The organism is Lactococcus garvieae subsp. garvieae (assembly GCF_029024465.1).
GTDB lineage: Bacteria > Bacillota > Bacilli > Lactobacillales > Streptococcaceae > Lactococcus > Lactococcus garvieae.
Genome location: NZ_CP118950.1, coordinates 103,858 through 127,630, shown reverse-complemented (window position 1 = coordinate 127,630; position 23,773 = coordinate 103,858). Strand labels below are relative to the sequence as shown.

The 23,773-nt window shown below is 36.3% G+C and carries 25 protein-coding genes; 2 read left to right on the top strand and 23 right to left on the bottom strand.

Translation table 11 applies throughout. The annotated features are described in order from the left end of the window. Positions 1-12: 12 nt before the first annotated feature. From PYW30_RS00630 to rfbA, 22 genes are all read right to left on the bottom strand, one after another. A complete protein-coding gene (locus tag PYW30_RS00630; protein WP_042218043.1) occupies positions 13-1,041 on the bottom strand; it encodes a glycosyltransferase in 1,029 nt (342 codons plus the stop codon). A gap of 143 nt (positions 1,042-1,184) precedes the next feature. Next, entirely contained in the window at positions 1,185-2,027 is an 843-nt protein-coding gene (locus PYW30_RS00625) for a glycosyltransferase (protein WP_042218045.1), read from the bottom strand. 8 nt (positions 2,028-2,035) lie between these two features. Next, complete coding sequence (locus PYW30_RS00620; protein ID WP_042218047.1) at positions 2,036-3,043, bottom strand: stealth family protein; 1,008 nt, start codon at positions 3,041-3,043, stop codon at positions 2,036-2,038. Positions 3,044-3,104: 61 nt separating this feature from the next. Continuing rightward, positions 3,105-4,109 carry a glycosyltransferase family 2 protein gene (locus PYW30_RS00615; RefSeq protein ID WP_042218049.1) on the bottom strand — a complete coding sequence of 335 codons (1,005 nt, stop codon included), beginning with the start codon at positions 4,107-4,109 and terminating at the stop codon, positions 3,105-3,107. Between the two features lie 119 nt (positions 4,110-4,228). Then, positions 4,229-5,275 (bottom strand): glycosyltransferase family 2 protein, encoded by a 1,047-nt coding sequence (locus tag PYW30_RS00610; RefSeq protein WP_042218051.1) that lies wholly within the window; start codon positions 5,273-5,275, stop codon positions 4,229-4,231. A gap of 38 nt (positions 5,276-5,313) precedes the next feature. Then, positions 5,314-5,667, bottom strand: coding sequence for a DUF2304 domain-containing protein (locus PYW30_RS00605; protein ID WP_042218053.1), 354 nt, complete (start codon positions 5,665-5,667; stop codon positions 5,314-5,316). After that, positions 5,667-6,404, bottom strand: coding sequence for a glycosyltransferase family 2 protein (locus PYW30_RS00600; RefSeq protein ID WP_042218055.1), 738 nt, complete (start codon positions 6,402-6,404; stop codon positions 5,667-5,669). Before PYW30_RS00600 ends, PYW30_RS00605 begins: the two co-directional genes overlap by 1 nt. Before the next feature lie 96 nt (positions 6,405-6,500). Continuing rightward, positions 6,501-7,949 (bottom strand): DUF2142 domain-containing protein, encoded by a 1,449-nt coding sequence (locus tag PYW30_RS00595; RefSeq protein WP_042218057.1) that lies wholly within the window; start codon positions 7,947-7,949, stop codon positions 6,501-6,503. A gap of 12 nt (positions 7,950-7,961) precedes the next feature. Beyond that, complete coding sequence (locus tag PYW30_RS00590) at positions 7,962-9,719, bottom strand: rhamnan synthesis F family protein (protein ID WP_042218059.1); 1,758 nt, start codon at positions 9,717-9,719, stop codon at positions 7,962-7,964. A 3-nt stretch (positions 9,720-9,722) separates the two neighbouring features. After that, on the bottom strand, positions 9,723-10,694 hold the full coding sequence (locus tag PYW30_RS00585; RefSeq protein WP_042218061.1) for a glycosyltransferase: 972 nt from the start codon (positions 10,692-10,694) through the stop codon (positions 9,723-9,725). A 103-nt stretch (positions 10,695-10,797) separates the two neighbouring features. After that, positions 10,798-11,370, bottom strand: coding sequence for a hypothetical protein (locus PYW30_RS00580; protein ID WP_232254517.1), 573 nt, complete (start codon positions 11,368-11,370; stop codon positions 10,798-10,800). A gap of 15 nt (positions 11,371-11,385) precedes the next feature. Further along, entirely contained in the window at positions 11,386-11,751 is a 366-nt protein-coding gene (locus PYW30_RS00575) for a DUF2142 domain-containing protein (RefSeq protein ID WP_232254518.1), read from the bottom strand. 17 nt (positions 11,752-11,768) lie between these two features. Next, on the bottom strand, positions 11,769-12,116 hold the full coding sequence (locus tag PYW30_RS00570) for a hypothetical protein (RefSeq protein ID WP_232254519.1): 348 nt from the start codon (positions 12,114-12,116) through the stop codon (positions 11,769-11,771). Further along, on the bottom strand, positions 12,109-13,299 hold the full coding sequence (locus tag PYW30_RS00565; protein ID WP_023889994.1) for an ABC transporter ATP-binding protein: 1,191 nt from the start codon (positions 13,297-13,299) through the stop codon (positions 12,109-12,111). Before PYW30_RS00565 ends, PYW30_RS00570 begins: the two co-directional genes overlap by 8 nt. Beyond that, positions 13,299-14,108 (bottom strand): ABC transporter permease, encoded by an 810-nt coding sequence (locus PYW30_RS00560; RefSeq protein ID WP_023889993.1) that lies wholly within the window; start codon positions 14,106-14,108, stop codon positions 13,299-13,301. The genes PYW30_RS00565 and PYW30_RS00560 overlap by 1 nt, the downstream gene beginning before the upstream one ends. 31 nt (positions 14,109-14,139) lie before the next feature. Further along, positions 14,140-15,096, bottom strand: coding sequence for a glycosyltransferase family 2 protein (locus tag PYW30_RS00555; RefSeq protein WP_080719668.1), 957 nt, complete (start codon positions 15,094-15,096; stop codon positions 14,140-14,142). Next, entirely contained in the window at positions 15,086-16,234 is a 1,149-nt protein-coding gene (gene cps2T, locus PYW30_RS00550; RefSeq protein ID WP_014024154.1) for a beta 1-4 rhamnosyltransferase Cps2T, read from the bottom strand. Before cps2T ends, PYW30_RS00555 begins: the two co-directional genes overlap by 11 nt. Positions 16,235-16,288: 54 nt before the next feature. Continuing rightward, positions 16,289-17,188 (bottom strand): dTDP-4-dehydrorhamnose reductase, encoded by a 900-nt coding sequence (gene rfbD / locus PYW30_RS00545; protein WP_014024153.1) that lies wholly within the window; start codon positions 17,186-17,188, stop codon positions 16,289-16,291. Between the two features lie 15 nt (positions 17,189-17,203). After that, a complete protein-coding gene (rfbB, locus tag PYW30_RS00540; RefSeq protein ID WP_014024152.1) occupies positions 17,204-18,247 on the bottom strand; it encodes a dTDP-glucose 4,6-dehydratase in 1,044 nt (347 codons plus the stop codon). A gap of 22 nt (positions 18,248-18,269) precedes the next feature. Beyond that, positions 18,270-18,527: a hypothetical protein gene (locus PYW30_RS00535; RefSeq protein WP_042218069.1), complete on the bottom strand. Its 258-nt coding sequence runs from the start codon at positions 18,525-18,527 to the stop codon at positions 18,270-18,272. A 1-nt stretch (position 18,528) separates the two neighbouring features. Continuing rightward, positions 18,529-19,125, bottom strand: coding sequence for a dTDP-4-dehydrorhamnose 3,5-epimerase family protein (locus PYW30_RS00530; RefSeq protein ID WP_014024150.1), 597 nt, complete (start codon positions 19,123-19,125; stop codon positions 18,529-18,531). Next, positions 19,126-19,995 (bottom strand): glucose-1-phosphate thymidylyltransferase RfbA, encoded by an 870-nt coding sequence (gene rfbA, locus PYW30_RS00525; protein ID WP_042218071.1) that lies wholly within the window; start codon positions 19,993-19,995, stop codon positions 19,126-19,128. It abuts the gene before it with no gap. A gap of 277 nt (positions 19,996-20,272) precedes the next feature. Here rfbA and PYW30_RS00520 point away from each other — a divergent pair, with 277 nt between their 5' ends. Continuing rightward, the gene (locus tag PYW30_RS00520; protein ID WP_042218073.1) at positions 20,273-20,794 is read left to right on the top strand and encodes a glycosyltransferase family 4 protein; all 522 of its coding nucleotides are present in this window, start codon (positions 20,273-20,275) and stop codon (positions 20,792-20,794) included. A 20-nt stretch (positions 20,795-20,814) separates the two neighbouring features. Beyond that, complete coding sequence (locus PYW30_RS00515; protein WP_014024147.1) at positions 20,815-21,078, top strand: glycosyltransferase; 264 nt, start codon at positions 20,815-20,817, stop codon at positions 21,076-21,078. Between the two features lie 360 nt (positions 21,079-21,438). Here PYW30_RS00515 and PYW30_RS00510 read toward each other — a convergent pair whose 3' ends face one another. Next, complete coding sequence (locus tag PYW30_RS00510) at positions 21,439-23,757, bottom strand: HAD-IC family P-type ATPase (protein ID WP_042218076.1); 2,319 nt, start codon at positions 23,755-23,757, stop codon at positions 21,439-21,441. Positions 23,758-23,773: the final 16 nt, after the last annotated feature.

The following is a 23,773-nucleotide window of genomic DNA, read 5'->3' as shown; positions in this document are numbered from 1 at the left end:
AGCTATTATTAATTATTTTTCCAATTGTTTGATTGCTTCTGACAAATAAAAACCATTTCTCAGTTTTTTACCAATCTCACTTACATTTTGCTTCATTTCTGTATACTGAGCTTCTGACAAATTTTCAAGACATACTGATATTTCTGTCAAGTTTTCAACCACTACTCCGATATTATTCTCTAAAACAAATGGAGCGAGAGCCGCTTCTTTCCATACAATAACTGGAAATCCTGCAGCAAGGTATAACGATACCTTATGCGGGTTGTTATAGCGTTGGTAGGCTCCCATATATCCTTGCCCGCCTTCTAAAGATTCGCTATCCCAAACCAAGCCATATGAACCTGAAATTTTCGTAATAACTTCAGCTGGCGAGAAATTCCCAATATATTCTATATTATTTATATTAGATAAATCCATATCTAAATTCGGGCCATATAAATTAAATTTCACATCATTTATTTTGTCTAAGCTTGATAAATACTTGGTTTTATCTTGCCTTAAATTTCCAGCAATAATGATTTCTTTACCATATCTACCACCTTGAGGCTCTGCATCGGTAAGATAGTCGAATATTTGTAAAGAAACAATATTTTGTTCTGAAAAGTTTTGTTCCACCAGCCATTTTTTCATTGAAGGATTATGCGCGATAATCAGGTCAAAGCTACGCAGATTATCAATTTTATAACACTTATTATCAAATGATCGGTTATATTGTAGCTCTGGTAAATCATGAATCAAAGCTACAAGCTTCAACTGCTTTCTTTTTTTCAGCTTTCTCAACATGTAGAAAACTAATCTCTCTCTAAAAGGAAACTGATGAAAATTCATGATTACTTCACTTTGAGGTTTCAAATTGAGAACCGAAAATATCCCAAAAGGAATAAACATTAGGTAACGTAGTACCGATACTTTTTCTGAAATAAACTTAGTTGTTATCGCTTGGTAGCCATTTTTATGAAAAATGAAAGCTGCATCTTCTCGAGCTTTATTCCCACCATTATTTGCTTGATTCCCATCAAACGAAAAATAAAATTTTGCCATGTTTCCTCACTTCTTTTGAGTTTTATATGTGTAAAAACTCTTTGACTAATCTTTTTAGTCGTCACCTATTTCTTTACCCACTAGGAGCTAATGTTAGGTTTTATTTGCTAATAATCCTCTCACAAAAGAATTACGAATTTTCTTTACGTTTCGTATCTAATGCCATCCCAAAGTCCTTTTAAAGCACCTTGAGTTTTTTTCCACTTTTCCTGTTCAAAGAGCAAAGTTTTGACTCCATCAATAAAGTCATTTAAAAGCCACTTCAGTGTTACTTTATTGATCCCATACTTTCTCATAAGTAAAATAGAATTTCTTACTATGTAATATCTCCTAAAAGGAGAATAATTGAAGGACATTACCTTTCTTCCCAAAAAATTGTGATAAGAAATATATCCTAATTCATGGACCAAACCATAATAGGGAATGCGATAAAGTTTATAATTGTTTTTCGCTAATAATAGATTTAAATCATAATCAACTTTATCAATAAATAAATCCTCATCATATTTAATTCCATCAATAAATAAGGCGGTCGGCATTAAACTCCCTGAAGTTCTCACGAAAGTTAATGTCTCCACTTCTTTTGGTAGTTCACTATCTTTTTCAATGACGTTTCTATCTGTTTGGTAGCAATTCAAAAGTCCCAACTTAGGCAATTCCAAGTACTTTTGGTACGCATCAATTAACCCAGGAAGCACAACACTGTCTTGATCCAAAGTCAAAAAATAATCATAATTTTCGGAAACAGCGAACTCTCCAATTCGATTAAGAGCCGCAGCAATTCCTCGATTATTCCCAAATTTGTAAACAATCATTTCTGGGAATTGTATTTTACACGCTTCAATTTCATCAATATTATCAGAACCATTATCAACAATAACTAACTTATCCACTTGATTATTTATCGCACTAATATTTTCCAAAAGTCTTTCTTTATCAGGATTGAAGGTCACTATCCCTGCTAAAACATTTTTATTATTGTTCATACTTCCTACTACTTTTCAAAATTTGATTTTTGAGGAAATTTTATTTCCATAGCCTTTTTAACCCTTTGAGTAATTACTTGCAGCTCCTCATCATCGAGTGCTTCATTGTCATTCAAACAAACTAATTTCAGTTTTGAATTTACTATTTTATCAACATTTGATTGAACATTGAGCTTAAAAAAGCGCCCAAACTTATACATATTTTTAGGAACAAAATTACCACTACACAAAGAATATAAGCGAATAAACCAATCGTCTATGCCGTTTATATTTCTAAATTTATAAGTAGAAGCTTGAGTAAATTCTTGTGGATATTCCTCCCATAATTTTTCATACATTGATTTGTTCAACGGTGTAGCCAAATGAAAATGGATGATATAAGAGATGGTTGGATAAGGAAGTTGCAATAAGGTCGTCCCCAAATATGGCAAACTCGTTTTAAAGTTGATCATCTTCCATAAATTTTTCTTCAAGATATCTTGTTTGGTAAATTTTCGATGAATCAAATTCATATTATTAATATGTAAGTGATCTAGCTCTTCATAAGTGGCGCACGGAATCAAAGTTAACATATCGCATGGAATGCCCTCTTTAAAGAAATCTGTCGTTTTTGTTGGATTAATCAAAAACATATCATCATTAAAATACACAAAATTTTCACTCAAACCAGGAATACGATGAAGGTTCATCGCAATAGTAACTGATGAAAAGGTTGGGAGAAATTCCTTTGGAATAAAATCTTCATGTTTCATGAGTTGTAACTTAGGGTGTTCAAGATTTAACCATTCAGGACTATGTCCATATGTGACCAGATATATTTTATTTATCCAAGGCGCATTTTTTTCAATTCCTCTAAACCAATACCGAAAAGTGTCATAATCTCTAAAACGCGAGGCATTATTAGCTGAGTTTTTTGACATGGATAGGTTTTCTTTTTTTCGATATTCACTAAAATCTGCTTGCCATTTAGGGTCACTATCATCTAACCATGACACTACAATATCTATTTTTTCCAAACAAAACCTCCATTACTATAAAGCTGATTACTACAAATTCCATCTTTCATTAATTTCTCCATTAATTAGTATTCTCTTTCCCTTTACAATAAATTTTAGAGAACAGGGGCATTAATTTTAATCGATGGATGATTACAAACATTGCGATGGCATAGCGAACAAATTTTTCTTCGCCTTCTGGACCACGAAAAACCAGAGAATTGCGGAGAGTTTTGGGATACTTTCCTTTAAGTAAGGCTATGGTTCGCTTATAGTGGCGCATAAATTCCTCGGGTGTTGCATTTTTACCAGGAGATAAGCATCTATTCACTGCCTGTTTCAAAATAAAGTAACTGAATAAATCATCATCTGCCCAATCAGCCCCTAAATCAATCATTGATTCTAACATTATCATGATTTGATTAGAGTTATATTCACTAATACCATTATAGCGAGTATTCGTCATTGACTCAGGATTAAGCATCCAAGTATAACCTATATAATCAAGCACTTTAAACTTAGCACCCTTGATAATCTCACTTAATACAAAATAGGCATCTTCCCCAAATAAAGAATCCAGGAAGTGAATATTCTGTTCTTTCAAAAATTGAGTCCGGTGAATTTTTGCACAGGAACTCATTAATATCCATTTAGCCCATTCTGTATCTGGCTTTTTAACTTTAAATTCTTTTACGATTTCCCCGGAATATTTTTTTCTTTGAATCCCCGAACTTACAACATCAAAATCACCTTCAATTGCTACTGAAAGTAGATTTTCTAAGAAGTACGGTTCTAAAATATCGTCAGCATCTAGAAAAGTAAGGTAAGCTGTTTCAGTCATTGAAATACCTTTTGTTCTAGTTTTAGCTACCCCTTGATTTGCTTGTGTGATGACTGTGACAATTTCTGGGTGAGCGGTTTGAAGCTGTTCAAGTTTGTCTTGAGTGCCATCACTACTTCCATCATTAATCAGCAAAATATGTAATTTTTCTGGACCAATTGTTTGCTCCAACACACTTTGAATGGTTGCTTCAATATTTTTTTCTGCGTTGTAGCAAGGAATGATGACCGTAACTAACTTATCCATTATTTATTCTTTCTTATATCAAATTTATAAAATGAATGTTCAATCCCGTATGTTTTACATATAACATCTCATTTTCTAATGAAATTGGACCATTCTCTATCTCTTATACCTTCTCATATTTATTTTTTCATGCGCTTAACACGATTCAGAATTCCACGTTCTAGGTCGCGCCATAACTTACTGTTTTGGGCAATTTTACGAAATTTAACCGCTGGGAAAATAATTTTTCCACCGGTCCTAATAAGCTTTTTACTCATGCCTAAAATTTCTGTATTTTCATCCACTTGTTCTTGTTTTAAAAAGTCCGTGAACTCATTTGTCTCCGCTTTACGAGTCCACTTATCTTCTATTGACAAATTAACTACATATTGAGCCAAGATAAGTTCTGAAAATCTTTGATGCAATACTTTGTTCACTGACGAAGGCGTGGTTTTTGGTAAAGCTTTGATAAAATCCCATTCATGTTTCAACATGGTCAAATGCATTTGACGGTTTTTTACCATGTTATCAATTGCCATGCTCTGAGTGCCTGAATTTACCCGATAAACATAAACTGGAAAATCAAGATAGACTTGACTTTTGATAAAGGGCAAAGGGAAAGTAATATATTCCACATCAACATAGAACATTTTTTCATCAATATGAATACGGTTCTCTTTTAAAATTTCTGTTTTGTAAGTGACAGTGTGCATGGGTGGAATTTTGATTTCTTCCACAATTTTCGCATAATCGTTAATCTGAAAAGCAGGGATGTTCAATGCCATCATTAAAGTTTCTACTTTAGTCACTTCATCATGCTCAAAGTAAGGATTATTAATTAAATCCACATCATTATCTTTCAGAAATTCTACTAATTTTACTAAATTCTCAGTAACAACCCAATCATCACCATCAACAACTTTGAAATATTTTCCTGTTGCTTCTTGGATTCCACGATTAATGGTAGACCCATGCCCTCCATTCTCTTTTTCGATTACTCGAATAGCTTGAGGGTATTTTTCCTGCCACTTAGTCGCCACTGCTACTGTATTATCTTTGGAACCATCACTGACTACCAAAATTTCAATATCATCAATAATATTTTCGTCAATCAAATAAGGCATACACTCATCGATGTATTGCTCTGTATTATAACTTGGTACTGTAATTGTTAGTGTTTTATTCATTTCCTATCCTTTAAGCAACTTTTTAATTTACTAGAATACTAGTCTTTCTTCCTATCCTCTTCCACTTTTTTCTTCAAAAGTGAAACTTCTTGAACCAAATTTTTAATCTGCTTTTCCGCAGAAATCAGCGACATTTGATACTTCAAAGAGATAAGGAGTAGTAAGCCTACCAATATAAATAAGGCCAAAGAGGTCAGCGTACTAATCCCTAAAACATGCGCTACTCTGCTGCCAATATTTGGGAAAAGTGCACCAAATAAAATAATAAGTGCCAAAATAAACCATTTGAGCATGTGCCTTATTTCTGCTTTGTCTTTTTTAATCAATTGGATAACATAAACGAAAAAGATAACTGATAAAACAACAGCTAATATCCTTAATTGAATCGGCATCACTCTTTCTCCTTCCCAATCAAGGACGACACTAAAACAGCAAGTGAGACACTCACCATATAGTTTATGCCTTTGATTAGATTAATACTTGACACTCCAGTGGTACGTTCAAACATACGCACACCGACTTCTTTAACGCGAATATTTTTCGCAAAAAGATGCATATAACTCTCTGGTTCTGGATATTGCCTCGGATAACGTTTTGTAAATTGCGTAATGACCTTTCGATTACCAGCGCGATAACCACTGGTTACATCTTTAATTTTAAATTTTGAAGTGGAGTAAATCAATGAAGAAAGAATTTTTATTCCTAATTGACGTGTCTTTGATGATTTAAATTCCGAATTACTTTCATTCAAGAAACGTGAACCAACTGTAAAGTCTGCTTCATCATCCAAAATCGGTTCAATCAGATTGGGTAAGGATTCAATATCATGCTGCCCATCCCCATCATATTGCACAGCAATATCATAGTTATTTTTTAAAGCATAGATATACCCCGTTTGCACAGCTCCTCCAATCCCCAAATTTTGAATTAGTTCCACGTGATTAATATTATGTACCCGCAGTACCTCTTCCTCATTATCTGTTGAGCCGTCATTAATTACCACGTAATCCAAATGATACCTGCAGTTTGCTCGATAATGATCAACTGTTTTTATCACATCAACGATACCTTCAGATTCATTATAGGCAGGAATAATTAGTAATATCTTCTGTTCCGTTTTTTCCTTCATTTTAATTCCTTACAATACTTTCACAACTTACATCTTAACCATTATATCTTATATCCCAATGAAAAACAAACTAAGTTTTCCCCGTTTGTATTTCCCTCAAATCAGATTTTTTAACCACGCAATTAAATCAGGTAATAAATTTGCTCCTCGATCTGCTGCATAATAGAATAAAACTGTCAACAATATGAAGTATATAAGATTAAACACCGTAATATATTTAAAAACCTTGATTTTAATCGCTTCAGTCATATCAACTTTAATATATTTTTTTAAACTTAAAGCTAAAGGGGTCAATATAATAAGGAACGGTGTATAATAACGCCCTTGATTCCCCAAACTAATCAAAGCCCCTGCGATATTTAAGCGGATCAATGTCCAACCCATATACATCATAATGGCTGTCATCAGAATAACTAAAATGAAAGAAATCCCGCTTGAGACAGATATACGTTTATCCAAGGGCACCTCTTTCTCACTTACCCCCAGTAAGAACAAGAACACAAAGTTAATCACAACCAACCAAGCAGGCAGACGGTAAGTCATCTGACCAAAATTGCCAATCATACCACTCACTAAAATACTATCCATATTATTATAGAAATCGGGCCTAAAGAAAGTATTAAACATGATTTGGAATCCACGAATAGCGCCGCCAGCCTGACGAAATTCATAAACAAATAAGGCATAGAAAAATATCAGGATAGCTAATAGAGCAAGTTTTTTATGTTTTGCCCAAAAAGTCCAGAAATTGTCTATTATTTTAGTCAACTTATTCTGGCCAAAAAGTCGGGTAGGCAAGGTCACAAAGTAGACACCTAATACCAACACTGCTGACTTGGGAATAAACAAAAGTAATGCGGTCAAACCTAGATAAAGGTAATGTCGAGAGGTAAGCTGTTCTTTACGGGTCCATAGATTTGTCATCAGCGAGAAGCAGACAAAAACAGACACATAATAAAGCACATCATAAGACAAAGATGCAGCTTGCTGAATGCTAATTGGAAGTAGCGCGACTGCTGCCATAAGCCACTTTCCAAATTTGGCTTTCTTAATTGCAAAATAAAGAGCAAAAAGATAAACTAAAAAATTAAGCAGGCGCCCTAGAATAATCATCACTCCAAAACTCGCATGCAACCAGCTACCGATAAGGATACCTATCGCTTGTGGGAGCCACTGCAGATTTGAAAAGCTCAAATTTAGGCCCAGATATCCCTGACTAGGGACTTGATCTACAAAATACTTCTGTAGAAAGCTGCCGTCTTTGTATGCTGACTCAAACACAAAACTGCTATCTGGGCTATTCAGAGCATTCTCGTTGAGTGCTGGTCCTTCGTAAGGGATCGGGACGGTTAAGCGTCCCACCTCAGCAAATAATCCATCTGTATCATCATGAAATATACTGTAAGCATGTTTAAAGTGCGTAAATTCATCCGGCGCAGCAAAGATAGGCTGCACAAAAACCGTCAGCAGGCCAAAAACAAGAGCCAAACTTAAAAATAAAGTTTCAATCTTGTATTTTTTGTTTGGTAGTTTTATTGTATCCATAGATCCTCTAATTTATATGTGTGTTGTATCCTTGCCCAAAAGTTTATAGGTTCTGTATTTTATTAGGCGTAAGGTTTTTTTGACTGCTAATTTTAATACGAAAGTCAGCCGGATGTCCTTAGCATTTTCCTCTGTGATGCCAAAACGTTGATTGAAGGTTCGGGCATCAATAAAGGGTGATAATTCTTGGCTGGATTTACTAACTCTGAAATCTAAATCTTTATCCCAAGCCAAATAAATCAAAATCCGTTCAATGGCATGTAGAATTGTATTTTGTGGCAGGGGTTCTTTTGGAACTTCCCTTTGCATAATTTCTAAATCGAATAATGGTTCTAGAACTTCTGTTTTGGCCCAGAAATAGGTCCCATAACTCATGGTGAAAGTTCTAAAATCATGAAAATTCGCTTTTTTACGCATTTTCATTCGTTTCCAAATATCGTTCATAATGGGCGCAATTTTTTTATTTTCATTGTCTGCATCAACGACGCGGTTGAAGCGGAAAAATGATGGAATATCAGCAATGACAATTCCAAGCTTGTCACTCTCTTCAAAATTACGCATAATATTATCAGCCGGCTTAATCAGCATATCAATTAGCTCTGTCCGCCATGATTCCCCAGCAAAGAAAGAGGCTTCTAATGAACGTTTGGTATGGAAGTGACCAACAACATCATACTGGCGTAATTTTTCCTTTAAAGCTAAGAAGGGCATCACGTCTCGACCATAATTTGCCGTACGTACAAGCTCAGCTTGAATCTGATGTTCTGCCAAATATTTTTGGATAATCTGCTCTTTTTCCTCGGTATTGGTCGTTAAGTAGAGACTGTAATCAAAGTGGAACTTAGCAAAAGCAGCCATGAATTCTTCCAATAATTCTGGATAGAACACATGGAGGTGCACTGCAATTTTCTTAGTGATGATTTGATTTTGCGCAACACCAAGATATTTTTCAGCCAGGAGATAATTGGCATCTGGATAGTCCACACTGGAAAGGTGTTCAACAATCAGCTCTTTCGGATAATCAGTGTTTTCTCCCACATAATCCAACATGAACTTAGCAATTCCTGCACTTTCGTTGCTCTGAAAAGCTTTCACCTTCAAAAAGGGGACTTTTTCACGCAAGATGACATCTGGTGCGTAATATGAAAAATCTGGATGCAAAAGACGTGAATCATCAAGCTCGCGTGTGTCAAGAATAGTTTCATATTTAAAACCAGCTTCTATAAAGACCGTGGTTGAACGTATTTCATAGTGGTCAATAACATCTTGTACATTTTCAAAGTCTTCAATATTTTTCCAAAAGTTTTGAAAGACTTCTGAAGAAATAACTTTATGACTGAAAACCTTATAATAGGATTGGATGTGTTCCGCAAAACCATGATTTTTTGATTCTTGGTAGGCCCTGTGATTCGTTATCCCCCAAATATCAACCTCACGCGCTTCATATTCAGCATAATAAGGCTCCATATCATATAAAGGTCCAAAACAAGTATCATTCATAATCGTTACGGAGTCGTATTCCTTTAGCTGTTCAAAGCCAATGTGCGCCATTCCATCACGCCAAGCACCAAAATCAAAGCCTTTATTTTCTCTTTGAATAAAATCATCTATCAAACCTGTCAACTTGGCCTGTCCTTCAATTGAAAGCTGACTGTTTGAAATAAATACTACTTTTTCAAACAATGGTTTCATCTGTCTCAACTGATAAAGAACATGGTCGCTAATTTGATTATATTTATTGTAATGAACGTATAACAGCAGACGCTTCATTTTTTACCCCTTAATATCTTTTACTTTTAGTCTTTTTTTATAAAGTTTGTAGAAGAAAGACTTTTCGAAAGCCCGTATAAGCTCGGTTTTTTCAGCTAACTTATTCTCCTGATGGTTAAGCTTCTCTTTGAGTAGAGCTACTTCTTTTTGGAAGTTTTCAATGTGTTTATCTTTTTCACGAATCGCAGCATCCTGCTCACTGGTTTTTTTCTCTAAATCTTCATAACCTTTCAGCCAAATCTTTATATTATTTTTTAAGGCTTGAATGATTTCTCTAGGAATCAAGTCCACATACTTATCCAAAATATAAAAATACGACTGATAATATTTATTCCAATTTCCTCGCTCTGTTCTAGAAGTATCTAAAACCCGGTAATTTAACTTCGTTTCTTTCACAAAAATCGATTTTGCTTCCTTAAGCAAAATCATAGATAGCCAAAAATCATAATCTTCTAAAGCTTTATCATTTAGAGCATCATCAAATTTTAAACCAGATATTTTAGAAGTGCGTACCAGCGAAGAAGCATCTATAAGATTGCCTGTTAACTCTTTAGATAGACTGTATTCTAAGTCATCTCTTAGGACATTTCTACCATGCACAAAGTCCCATAATTGACAATATGCAATATCTGCACCTTCTTTTGTCAAAGAATGGTGCAGCCATTCAATGTGCTCGGGATCAATAAAGTTATCACTATCAACAAAAAGGAGAAACTCCCCCTTTATTTTAGATAAAGCATCATTACGTACTGAGATAACGCCTCTATTTTTAGATGAGAAATAATAAGTTTCACCTAAAAAAGGACTGTCCTTTAGCACTTTTTCAATAATTTGCCCTGAGTCATCAGTCGAACCATCATCAAAAACTAAAAGCTCTATATTCTTATATGTTTGCTTAAAAATACTGCGCAAGCATCCTTCAATATATTCTTCGTGGTTATAACAAGTAACAACGACTGAAACTTTGTTTTCCATACGTTTCTCCTTATTTGAAATTATTTAAATATATAATGATGAATACCTGAGCGCCATTCGTCTGCTGGCAATTGTAACTGGTAAAATTTTATTGATGTAATCCCTAGATTAAGAAGTTAAGAAGGAGGGCAAAAACGCTCATAACAACAAGTAAATGAATGAGCGCAGCTCCAGACTTTACTGTAATCTTTTTAGCTATAAGTGTAAAGACTGGCCCTAACAGTAAAAGAAAAGGTGTAAAATAGCGGCCTTGAGGCCCTGTGATAATTCGACCTGGATAATCAATAAATCCTGGATCAATAGCATAAGACACCATTATTACTAAAAAATTAAGTAATACTAGACTCAGCGCTCCCCAAGCAAACCATCTTGGAACTACTTCTTTCGTATAGGAAAGAAAAAGAATAATAAGAACAGTAAATTGGATAGGGAAAAACCAAGCTGGGAGCGCTGCTGTAGTGGTGCCACTAATAACCTCTGTTGTTAGAACGGTATAATAAGGTTCAATCAGGCTGTAAAACATTTTCTTGGCGATCAAGAAAAGCTGATCTGAAAACATAAAATAAAACAAACCCGTACCCATAGCTATTAATATAAACACTCCAAGAGCAGCCTGCAGTTTTGATAATTTAAAGCCAAACCTCTTCCCTAAAAGATAAATAAATATAAAGAGCAAAGATAAGTATATAAGCTAGGCATTTTCTTTAGCAAAATATAGCATAACAGATGGTGCTAAAATCTTTAAAAAGAAGGATTTAAAGCTCACTTCTGACCCACACTTAATATCCACAGCTATATTTATAACTGCCATAATCATAAATGCACTCGCCACGTAGTTATACACATCATAACTCAAACTACTTGCCTGTTGAATAACTGTAGGTGTCACAGAAATAGCAACAAAGAGGAACTGATATGCTCTGAGTTGTTTAATAATGAAAAACATACTTAAAACAAAGAAAATCAAACTAAAAACTCGTGCAGTTAAGACCATGCTGCCAATAGAAGGATAAATTGCATATCCAAGCTTGACACCTAGTCCTGGTACAATATGCATCACATCATTGTACCAAGTCAAGTCCCACTTTGTGCCGTAGCCTCGTCTGGTTCTAGGGTCTGCATCCTTTTTATGGATAAGGGCAGTTTCGTTTCAAAAAAGTTCTTGAAATAAGTCCCCTCAGCCTTCATATCACTTACTTTCGTAAAAGCAATCTGTTGTGATTGATAGTCTTCACCTGAGAAACCTATGGCTGAACGATCCACAACTGTATTCGAAATATACATGGCATGATCAAAATGATAACTCGAATCAGGTTCATTAAATAGGGGTTGTACAAAAGAGAAAAGTAAGCCAAAAAAGATGGCGAAGACCCAAAAAATATTTTCTGGCTTCCATAACTTTCCATCTTCTAAGCTATCCAAACTTCCATCCCCCGTTTCTTTGGATTAAGCCTGTTGCCGAATCTTTCGCACTCAAGTCGTCATCTGCCAAATCAGTACGATTAATCATAAACACTTTTTCATCCGCAAAAGCAATCAATTCATCTTTATTATTACGAACTGAAACTTGCAGTTTTAATTTCAAGTCATTCACCTGATCAAGCTTACAAGAATATACTGCCTTTTTTTGTCCTGGGCCTTGAGTCATGTAGTCAAGGGAGTTGTCATTATAAATCCAGATATTACGGTCAACCTCTGTCATTGAAAAGGCAATATAAGTTTCAATATCTTTTTTCACATCATAGCTGATTTCAAACTTAATATCATCTTCTGGTCTTATTTTAGAATTGTTGAGGATATTCAGTTGAAGATTTTCAATTAAATCCTCTGCTGTTTCTGGTGTCGCACCATCCGAGACTTCTGTTTGTAAGTTATCTAAACTATACTGGTTGGCTACTTCATCGACATCTCCGGAAACTTTAACCAATCCTTTTTCAATGAGAACTGCTTTATTACAGTATTTTTTAGCAGCTCCCATATCATGAGTAACAAGAATCGTCGTTTTCCCTGCAGCTTTACGTTCCAAGAAATAGTCGTTACATTTCCGTTGGAAAGATTCATCACCCACTGCCAATACTTCATCAAGAACTAGAATATCACCTTCAGCCTTGATTGCTACAGAAAAGGCTAAACGTACCTGCATCCCTGATGAATAATTTTTTAATTTTTGATTCATGAATTCATGCAATTCAGCAAAATCGACGATATCATCATACATAGCATCTATTTCTGTTCTTGAAAAGCCAAGCATTGCACCATTTAGGTAAACATTTTCCCGACCTGTTAACTCTGGGTTAAAACCTACACCAAGTTCAATAAAGGAAACTAATTTACCATCTATTTCTACACTCCCTTGCTCTGGCGTGTATATTTGAGAAATAATTTTTAAGAGTGTCGACTTGCCCGAGCCGTTACGACCAACAATTCCAAAGAAATCACCCTTTTCGACTTCAAAAGAAATATCTTTCAGCACATGCTGTTCCTTATATCCCTTGATACCGCGTAAGCGATTAACCAGAAGAGTCCGCAAGCTATTTGTTGCTTCAGTTGGTAAACGGAAAAACTTGCTGACATGATCTATCTTTACTGCTATATTATCGTTCATTATATAATCTCCGCAAATTTCTTAGCATTCTTTGTGAAAATAAAGAGGCCTAATCCAAATATGATGACAGGAATAATATAAGGAATCACTACTATAAAAGGATTATCTATCATTTGCCATACTGTTGGATTTGTATTATTACTAAACGTTAGAATGTAACGCATATCTTGTACAATTTGTGCCATTGGATTCATCATCAAAATTTTAGCAATTGTAGGGTGCGTAGCTGACACTTGTGTAATGGGGTAAATGATAGGTGTACCATATAATCCCGCTTGCATTGCCACCTCCCAGATGGGACCCAAGTCGCGAAAACGTACAAAAATTGTAGATAAGATAAAAGCGATACCTGTTGCAAAAAGTAGTAATTCAAAAATTAAAGGAACCGCCCAAATAACAGTCCAAGACATTTGTACGCCATTTAAAAGAGCAAATATAATAACCACAAACAAGCTGATAATCAAGTTAATCATCGCATTTGCTGCCACCGAAAAGATAACCACCTGCTTTGAAAAATTAATTTTACGTAATAAATCTCCACGCGATACAATGGAAAGCATACCCATATTTGTTGTTTCTGCAAAGAAATTCCAAAGTGTCAATGCCAAAAGAAGTGCGACAGCAAAGTGGGGTACCGCTGATCCGAAACGCAAAAAGCGCACAAATACCATATACATAATTACAAAGAGCATGACAGGCTTAAGAATTGACCATAAATAACCAATGATGCTTCCTTGATATCTTAATTTAAAATCTGTTTTAATCAATTCTTTGAGTAGAATTTGGTTTCTACGGTTAAAGAAATTCATAGAGTCCTCCGAGAATTTGCTGTTGCAAATTTTATTTAATATCCTTGCGATCTGAGCGCAGAAAGGCCTTATAGGCAAATTTTGTAATAATCAAAGCGCGGAATATCCGTGTATGCCCTGATTTATTTTTGCGCAAGTTATGCTTTTTAATCCAGGCACATCGCGTTGATTGATTCTGTTCTAAAATGCTTATGTAGTTTTGAATCAAATCACGATTTTCTTCTGAAATTTGTATGTCATCTACAAGTAATTTTTTTGCTTGGTTTTGACTTTCTATAATCAGCCACCAATATTTTTTAAACCAAAGATAAGGTCGAAGCCATTTCTTGATCCTTTTATTAAGCGTACGTGCCCCTAAAACATTATCCTCATGCTGACGATAAAGTATTGTGGGCTGATCAATATAAATCAACCCTTCTTGTGAAGCTGCAAGGAGAGCCAGATACCAATCATGCATAATGATGTCAGAAGTGTCCTTCCACAGTCTAATCAAAGCATTATTTGCCATCATTGTACAGCCGGTTACAGAATTTTCAGTAAGTTCCTGAACTAGTTTTGTATTGGCATGCCCCGATTGACTCCTAATCATTGATTCGTTGATGATATGCAAATTTTTATCAACAATTTTCAGATCTGTATAGTAAAGTTTTGCCTTCTTATTATCATGCTTAACTGCCTCATCAAGTATTGTTTGCAATTTTTCCGGCAACCAATAATCATCTTGATCACAGAAAAAATAGTAATCTGCCTGATTATATTTAGCAAGTTCATAGAAAGATTCAATCACACCTTTATTTTCAGCCTGAATGAGCTGAATCCGTGGGTCAAGTTGTGCATATGAAGCAACGATATCACACGTTTTATCTTTTGAGCCATCATCTCGCACTAACAAATTCCATTCGGTAAAACTTTGCTTCTGAATACTTTCTATTTGTTGACCGACATACTTTTCACCATTGTAGGTCGACATTAAAATATTAACTTTCAACAAAAAGCTCCTCATACTGGGTACATATCAAGTCCCACATATATCTTTCTTGAATCCTACTTCTTGATTTTTTTTGTAGGTCATTTCGTTCTATATCGCTCAAATTTTCAACTTGATTTATTTTTTGAGTTAATTCATCTTTAGAGAAATAGAGTACTGTATCCCCTGCTGTTTCACGATTAAAATTAACATCTAAAACGAGATTAACCGAAGTGGACCACATCGCTTCAAGAAGTCCTGGGTTAGTCCCCCCTACTTCATGCCCATGCAAGTATGCAAGTGCATGTTCTCGTATATACCTTAACTCATTTTGATCATAAACTGTTCCAACAAATTTTATTCGCTTATCCTGGTCAAATTTTGTTTTTTGAAGCAGTGCCTCATAAAAAGCATTCCCTTCATAGTTGGTGATAATGACCAAGTCATTTTCTGTATTTGATGCCATAAAACTGCGAATCAGTGCCTCATAATTATTTTCAGGAACAAAACGCCCCACAATTAGATAATAATCTTTAACACCAAATTTTTCTAGAGTTGTAGAAAAATCCAAACTGGATATCTCAGTTTCAGTGCCATAAGCAATAATTTCGGACTTTACAGGACCATATTCTTCAGTCAAATATTCTTTGATTCCTGCGTTATCAGAGATAATTAAATCTGCATATTTAACCATTTTTTTCTCAGCAAGCTTAAGGTATTTACGAACGGGTGCCGCCCACTTGGTCCGGCGCCATTCCAATCCGTCTGGATTAACAAAAAGCTTTCCACCTACGCTATGTATTTTTTTAGCATAAGTGCCAATAACTCCACCAATAGTATTTCCCAGAATATAAAAAATAGGCTTTTCTATTCCTTCTTGTTTGATGATTTCGAGAGATTTTTTTATAGCTAAGATATCGTATGCGATAACACGAGCTGGACCTATATTAGGCACATCAATAGCAAAACAATCTGCTCCTAAGTAGTCAAAATGTCCATCCGAAAGACGAGCCAAATCGGAATTCTCGCTTTGACAAGCTACATGATATTTAATATTTTCGTTTTTTTGATGTTTAACGAGCTCTTCCACAAAAGTTTCAAAACCACCATATTTAGCAGGGAGTCCACGACTCCCAATAATAAAAATATGTTTTACCATTATACTTATAGCCTCTCAAAACGAGAATTCTGCCGTTTCCGACAGAATATCGTTTTATTTTTTATTAATATCGCCTTTTACACCAGCTTTATCTGGACGTAAATCACCCTTTGCAACCATTTGAGCTAAAGCATCTTGCCATGATGGAATTTTAAAGCCAGTGGCTTTTGTTTTCTCTAGGCTCATTGTCGAATTGAAAGGACGTTTCGCTTTTGCTGGAAAAGCGCTGGAATCTACAGGTGTTACTTTTGTATCCGTATCTTTCAGAATTTCCGTTGCAAAATCAAACCATGTCACATCTTCATCCGTTGCAGCATCATTTGTTAAGTGATAGTAACCAAAGTTTACATCATTGTCAACCAAGTAAACCATAAACTCTGCCAGCGTACGTGTCCATGTGGGACGACCATGCTGATCATTTACTACTGTCAATGTATCATGCGTTTTTGCTAAGTTTTGCATAGTAAAAACGAAATTATGTCCGTAGTTACCGAAAACCCAAGCGGTACGAATCGTGTAAAATTTCACTCCTGATTCTTCCACCGCAAGTTCACCTAATCGTTTCGTACGACCATATTCAGATTGAGGGTCTGCTGGCGCATCTACTTCCCATTCTTGACCAACAGGTAAGTCACCATTAAAAACATAGTCTGTTGAGATGTAAACCAAGGTTGCACCTACACGAGCAGCTGCGTTCGCAACATTTCGTGTACCCTCAACATTAATTTTTTCATTGAGAGCTTTGCCTTCATCTTCAGCTTTATCTACAGCAGTGTATGCTGCGCAGTGATAAACCAATTCTGGTTTATTTTTGTCAAAGAAAGCATCAACAGCAGCTTTGTCCGTAATGTCAAGTTCATTGACATCTGCTGCAAAGTATTTTACATCACGTTCATCAAGAAGATGGCGTAACTCTGTACCAAGTTGGCCATTTCCACCAGTAATTAAAATCATATTTCTTCCTTTATCTTAGAGAACTTTTTGGCTTTCAGCATATTTCGCTTCAACAGCAGCTTTTTCTGCTTTCCACCAGTCTTGATTTTCAGTATACCAATCAATCGTTGCCTTCAAGCCTGACTCAAAGTCTGTGTGCTTAGGCTCCCAACCAAGTTCTGTACGAAGTTTTGTGTTGTCAATAGCATAGCGTAAATCATGGCCCGCACGATCAGTTACACGATCATAATCATCAGGTGCTTGTCCCATTTCCGTTAAGATTTCTTCTAAAACTTCTTTATTATTTTTTTCGCCATCGGCTCCGATAAGATAAGTTTCACCCATACGACCTTTGGTTAAAATCGCCCAAACACCTGAAGAGTGGTCCTCTGTATGGATCCAGTCACGCACATTTTTACCATCACCATAAAGTTTTGGTTTAATCCCTGATAAGATGTTTGTAATTTGACGTGGGATGAATTTTTCGATGTGTTGGTAAGGTCCATAGTTATTTGAACAATTTGAAATTGTCGCTTTCAAACCAAACGAGCGCACCCAAGCACGAACAATCAGGTCCGATGCCGCTTTAGTCGAAGAGTAAGGACTTGATGGATTATAAGGTGTTTTATCCGTGAATTTTTCACCTTCCCCTTCGCCGTGTCCTGGTAAATCTTCGCGGTAAGGCAAATCACCATACACTTCATCTGTTGACACATGGTGGAAACGTAAATCATATTTACGCGCCGCTTGAATCAGGGTATAAGTCCCGATAAAGTTCGTTTGGATAAACTCATCTTGTGATTTAAGTGAGTTGTCGTTGTGGCTTTCTGCCGCATAGTGCACAATCGCATCTGCCTTAGAAGCAACTTGATCCACAATCTCTGGATCTGCAATATCACCAACCACAAGCTCTACACGATCTCCAAGAATCATGTCAATATTGGCACGATTTCCCGCATACGTTAATTTATCTAAAACGGTAATATGTACATCTGGATGATTATTATAAACGTAGTGTACGAAATTTGAACCGATGAATCCAGCACCACCAGTGACTACGATATTTTTAAATTCAGTCATTGTTTTTCCTCTAGTATATTTTTTATTGCAAGCGATAGTCTTGTCTAAATTTCTGCGCTGATACAATTTTTAAATATTTGCCATTGAACACAAGAAACTCATCTTGAACAGCATTGATTTTGATCAATCCACCCGTATTAACAATACGTAATGATTTCTCGTTTAACCAAGAAAATCCCCCTGAAGTAAAGGCCTTCTTTACCCATGCAGGTTGCGCATTTTCTTTATTCACTTGCCAAAACTCTAGTATTTTTTTACTTTGTAGATGCTTCGCCTTCATTTTAGCCGAGTAAATCTGCGGTCAAGGGCTTTACATCTGCAAGCAATGGGTGATTTTTGTCTGCTTCACTCACTTCAGCATTCGCAAGGTCTTCCCATTCGATACCTAAAGTTGGATCTGCATAATTGACAAAGGCATATTTTGGTTTAAGTTCCAAAGCCCAATAATCATTCACTAAGTAAGAGTAAGAAACGGTATCACTTAAAACTTGGAAACCATTGGCAACACCACGTGGCACAAAAATACCCTTGCTGGCATCAATCACTGTTTGATAAACATGGCCAAAACTCTCCCCTTCACGGAGATCTACCCAAGAACCTAGAACACGTCCACCATCTGCTACAGAAATGTATTTGTCCCATGGTTCCGCGTGTAAACCGCGCAAAACATTTTTACGTGAGAAAGAAACATTATTTTGTAACTTTCCTTCTGCGAAGAATTTCTCTGGGAAACCGAGGGGGAGCATTTTTTCTTTTTGAAAGTTTTCTTTAAACCAGCCGCGATTATCACCATGAACAGGAATATCAAATTCTAACATACCTGGAATAGCCTCGATTTTACGCGCTGCAAGTTCTTTTCCAAAAAAGTTATCCGTCATTTATTTATCACCTACCAATTTAAGTAAATATTTACCGTATGCGTTTTTCTTAAGCGGTTGTGCAAGTTCACGTACGGCTTCTTCCGAAATGTAGCCCATACGCCACGCAATTTCTTCAAGGTTAGCAACCATAACGTTTTGCATACGTTGAACTGTTTCAATATATTGCGCTGCTTCAAGCAAGCTTTCATGTGTCCCTGTATCGAGCCATGCAAAACCACGTCCCATAAGTTCTACAGAGAGATCACCTCGCTCAAGATAGGCCTTATTCACATCCGTGATTTCTAATTCTCCACGTGGTGAAGGTTTGATATTCTTGGCAATCTCCACAACATCATTATCGTAGAAATAAAGTCCTGTTACAGCATAGTCAGATTTTGGTGCTTCAGGCTTTTCTTCAATCGAAACAGCATTCATGTCTTTGTCAAACTCGACAACACCAAAGCGTTCTGGGTCTGGTACTTGGTAACCAAACACAGTTGCACCTTTTTCTTTAGCTGCAGCTGCTTGAAGTAATTTAGACATTCCTGGACCATGATAAATGTTGTCTCCTAAGATTAGAGCAACGGAGTCATCCCCAATAAAGTCCTCGCCGATGATAAAGGCTTGAGCCAAACCATCTGGACTTGGTTGAACAGCATACTGCAAATTTAGACCGAATTCAGAACCATCTTGCAAGAGTTCTTGGAAACGCGGTGTATCTTCTGGTGTGGAGATGATCAAAATATCTTTGATCCCAGCCAGCATCAGTGTAGACAATGGGTAATAAATCATTGGTTTATCATAGACGGGCATCAATTGTTTACTTGCTGCACGAGTCAGTGGATACAAACGCGTTCCCGATCCACCTGCTAAAATAATCCCTTTCATGAGGTACCTCACTTTATTTTTTATTATAGTTAATCAGCATAATTATAGCATAATTTTTGTTTTATTTCATTCCAACTTGCTACATGAAGCTTTTCAAGTTGTAATTAAGAATGTCTTATAATGGGGAAGAATTTAACTCTATCGTACTCAAAACCAAAGCAAGATTTCCAAAAGGAAGAACATCATCTAGGTTGTGATTTTCAAATAAGGAGGCGAGATGACGCGAACAGTCGCTTTTTTTTGAGGCATTGAAAGGTATACTTATAACATTTCAAAATTGGTAGCTCGCGGTTATCGGGTAATCATTATAACCTCGAAGCATTCAAATGACCTTTCTCATGAATCTATTGAAGAAGGAATTAAAATATACCGACTTCCTATCTATAATTTTGGTAAGAAACGCTACCCATTTCCCCGAAAAAATAAAATGTATAAAGAATTATTAAAAAAAATTAAAGCTGAAAACATTGATTATTTTGTTATCAACACTCGTTTCCAACTCCCCTCACTAATTGGAGCAAAAATAGCGAAAGAGCAAGGAAAGCAAGCTATTGTTACAGAGCATGGGACGACCTATCTTACAATCAATAGTAAATTTTTCGATAAAATATTACATATTATCGAAAAACTTCTCATTGCTCAAGTTAAAAAGAATTCTAAAATATTCTATGGCGTCTCTCAAGAAGCAGCCAACTGGTTATCAGAGTTTAACATAACAGCCAAGGGTGTCCTGTATAACGCTATTGACAGCAATGATTTTCCAAAATATTTTAAGGAGAAAAATGTGAGGATAAAATAAGGATTAGTTGCGCTGGCCGTTTGCAAGCTCATTTTAAAGGGGTAGAAACTCTTCTCGCGGCTTTTGCCAAACTCTCCAAAGAATTTGATAATCTAGAGTTAACAATAGCTGGTGATGGGCCCATTTATGAAGATATGGTAGCAAAATACCCTCAAGATAATATTATTTTTCTAGGAGAAGTTTCTCATGGTTGGGTAAAGCAAATGAATAGTGTATCCGATATTTTTGTTTTACTTTCAAAAATCGAAGGGTTTTCTACGGCCTTACTCGAAGCTGGCTCTTAAAAAATGCACTTATAAGGACGAATGTAGGAGGAGCTGGAGAACTTCACCCAAATGATTCCTACGGATTCATTATCGAAAATAACGAAAAAGCTTTAATGGATGCACTCAGAGACCTTATTACTCATCCAGAAAAACGCAAAAGTATGCAAGAAAAAATATCCACACATATTATGACAAATTTCACTTGGGAAATAACAGCCAACGCTTTTGAAACTACTTTTTCTGAGTTAGAGGAGTGAGATAAGAAGCTTCAGTAAGAAAATAAAACAAACCAGTCAGAAAATATTCTTGACTGGTTTGTTTTATAGCTCTGAAGACAAAAAGAACAATATATATCGTATGTACTTTTTTGTGTTTCAATTACAATTTTTTAAATATAAATAATGCTCCCCTTGTCAGTAAATATTGTACAAGCGGTGCTGCGATAAGAAATGGGATGAGTAATGTAAAATGAATTGGACTTGGCCATGCCAAATTTAGGAAATCTGTACCCACAATTAAGGCTACGAGAAACGAAAGCTGTGTGATTGTGAAAATCCATAAACGATAGCGCTTAATAGGCCAAAATATCTTACGTTGCATCAAAACATAGTTCCATGCAGAAAAGAGAACCGTCATCATCGCAAGTTCAGGATGTGTAATGCCCAAGCTACCGCCTATTGTAACGATAAGTATTGCGCCAACAGCAATACTGAAGCCAACCGGAAATGCACGCTCAAACAGCGTCCGCAAAAAACGGCCTTCGACTTTTGAAAAGTCTGATTCAAAGCTCAAGAAAAAAGAGGGAATTCCGACAAAAAAGGCAGTCAAAACAGTAAGTTGGATGGGTTCGAAAGGATAGACATTCCCTGCAAATAAAGTCAATACCGTCAAAGCTATTGAAAACATCATACGCACCATTAATAAGGAGCCTGTACGTGTTAAATTATTAATCACCCGCCGTCCCTCATTAACAATATAGGGCATCGCCGAGAAGTTATTGTCCATCAAAATAAGGTTGGCGGTTTGTTTCGCTGCTTCACTCCCTTCACGCATGGCAATCGAACAATCAGCCTCCTTAAAGGCCAAAATATCATTGACACCATCTCCGGTCATCGCTACTGTATGCCCTTGCTTCTTCAGAATTTGCACCATCATCTTTTTCTGTTGTGGGGAGACACGACCAAAAATTTGAAAATTTTCTACTGCAAACTCTAGTTCTGCCTCTGTTTTTATTTGACTGGCATCAACATATTGCTCGGCATCCGGTAAGGAAACAGCCTTCGCAATTGCCGATACTGTCACAGGATCATCTCCGGAGATGATTTTACAACGTACACCTTGCTTTTTAAAATAGGCTAGAGTCTGTTTGGCATCGTCACGTAGAATATCAGAAATAACAATGAGCGCTTCTGCAGTTAAGTCTTCGGGAAGTCGATCTCTATCAAGTGCTTGTTTTGAGCAAGCCAAAACTAACACACGATAGCCCTTTTCTGCATACTTTTGTGCGTGCTGTTCTAAGACAGCATTTCCCTTAGGAAATAAAAACTGCCAAGCCCCTAAGTAAAAAGTACCTTCTGTAAATTCAACGGCACTGTATTTCCTCTCCGAAGAGAAGGGCAGCACTTGAGAAACATTGTAATCCTTTAATGAAGCAAAATACTTTCTTAAGGCTTGTGCGGTGATGTTTTGATCGGGAAGATTTTCTAGAAGATTCCCCATAACACGGGCAATGTGTGACTCAGAGTGTTCAGTCAGACTTTCAATCTTTTCCACTTTCATTTCACCCGTCGTGATGGTCCCTGTTTTATCCAAACATAGCACATCCACGCGTGCAAGTGCATCAATTGTATGTAGCTCTTGTACCAATACTTTTTGCTTCACTAAGTTGATAACCCCTAATGTTAAAGCCATACTGGTCAATAAAATCAAACCTTGAGGGAACATGCCCTCCAGAGCAGCAACTGTTCCTAGCACAGCTTGTTTATGGCCCGTATCAATGACATAAAACAACTTGAGGTAAAGTAAAATCCCCAAGGGAATCATAATAAAACTCACGATACGTACAACTTTTGCCAAACTGTCACGCAACATTCGTTTCTGTTTCTTTATTTTTTGAGCTTCATGGGCCAATTGATGAATATAATTGTCTTTTCCTACATGAATAACCCGTGCAACTGCTGTCCCGCTGGTGACAAAACTGCCAGAAAAAAGTTCTGCATCTGCTTTTTTAGTCAGCGCGTCAGCCTCTCCAGTAAGCAGAGCTTCATTTACTTCCACTTGGCCTTCAATGATCTGACTGTCACATGGAATTTGATCTCCAAGTTCCAGAAGAATAATGTCATCAAGCACAAGCTCTTCTTGTTTGAGTTCCACCTGTTTTCCTTGGCGAAAAGTCTTGACTTTACTTGTATTCAATAAAGAGAGTTTGTCGAGCAAACGACGTGCCTTAATTTCCTGGTATAAACCAATCCCTGCATTCACAGCAACAACAATGATGAAAAGTGCATTTCGATGCGAGCCCACGGAAAGCACTAAAACAAAAAGGAAAATATTGATTAAGTTAAAAAAAGTCAGCAAATTACTCGCAAAAATCTGGCCGTATGTTTTACTGCTCTCGTTCTTTGCGATATTTACTTGACCTGATTTTAAACGTTTTTCAACTTCTTTTTGTGTCAAACCTTCATATTTAAATGGCATAAGCTCTCTCCTAACT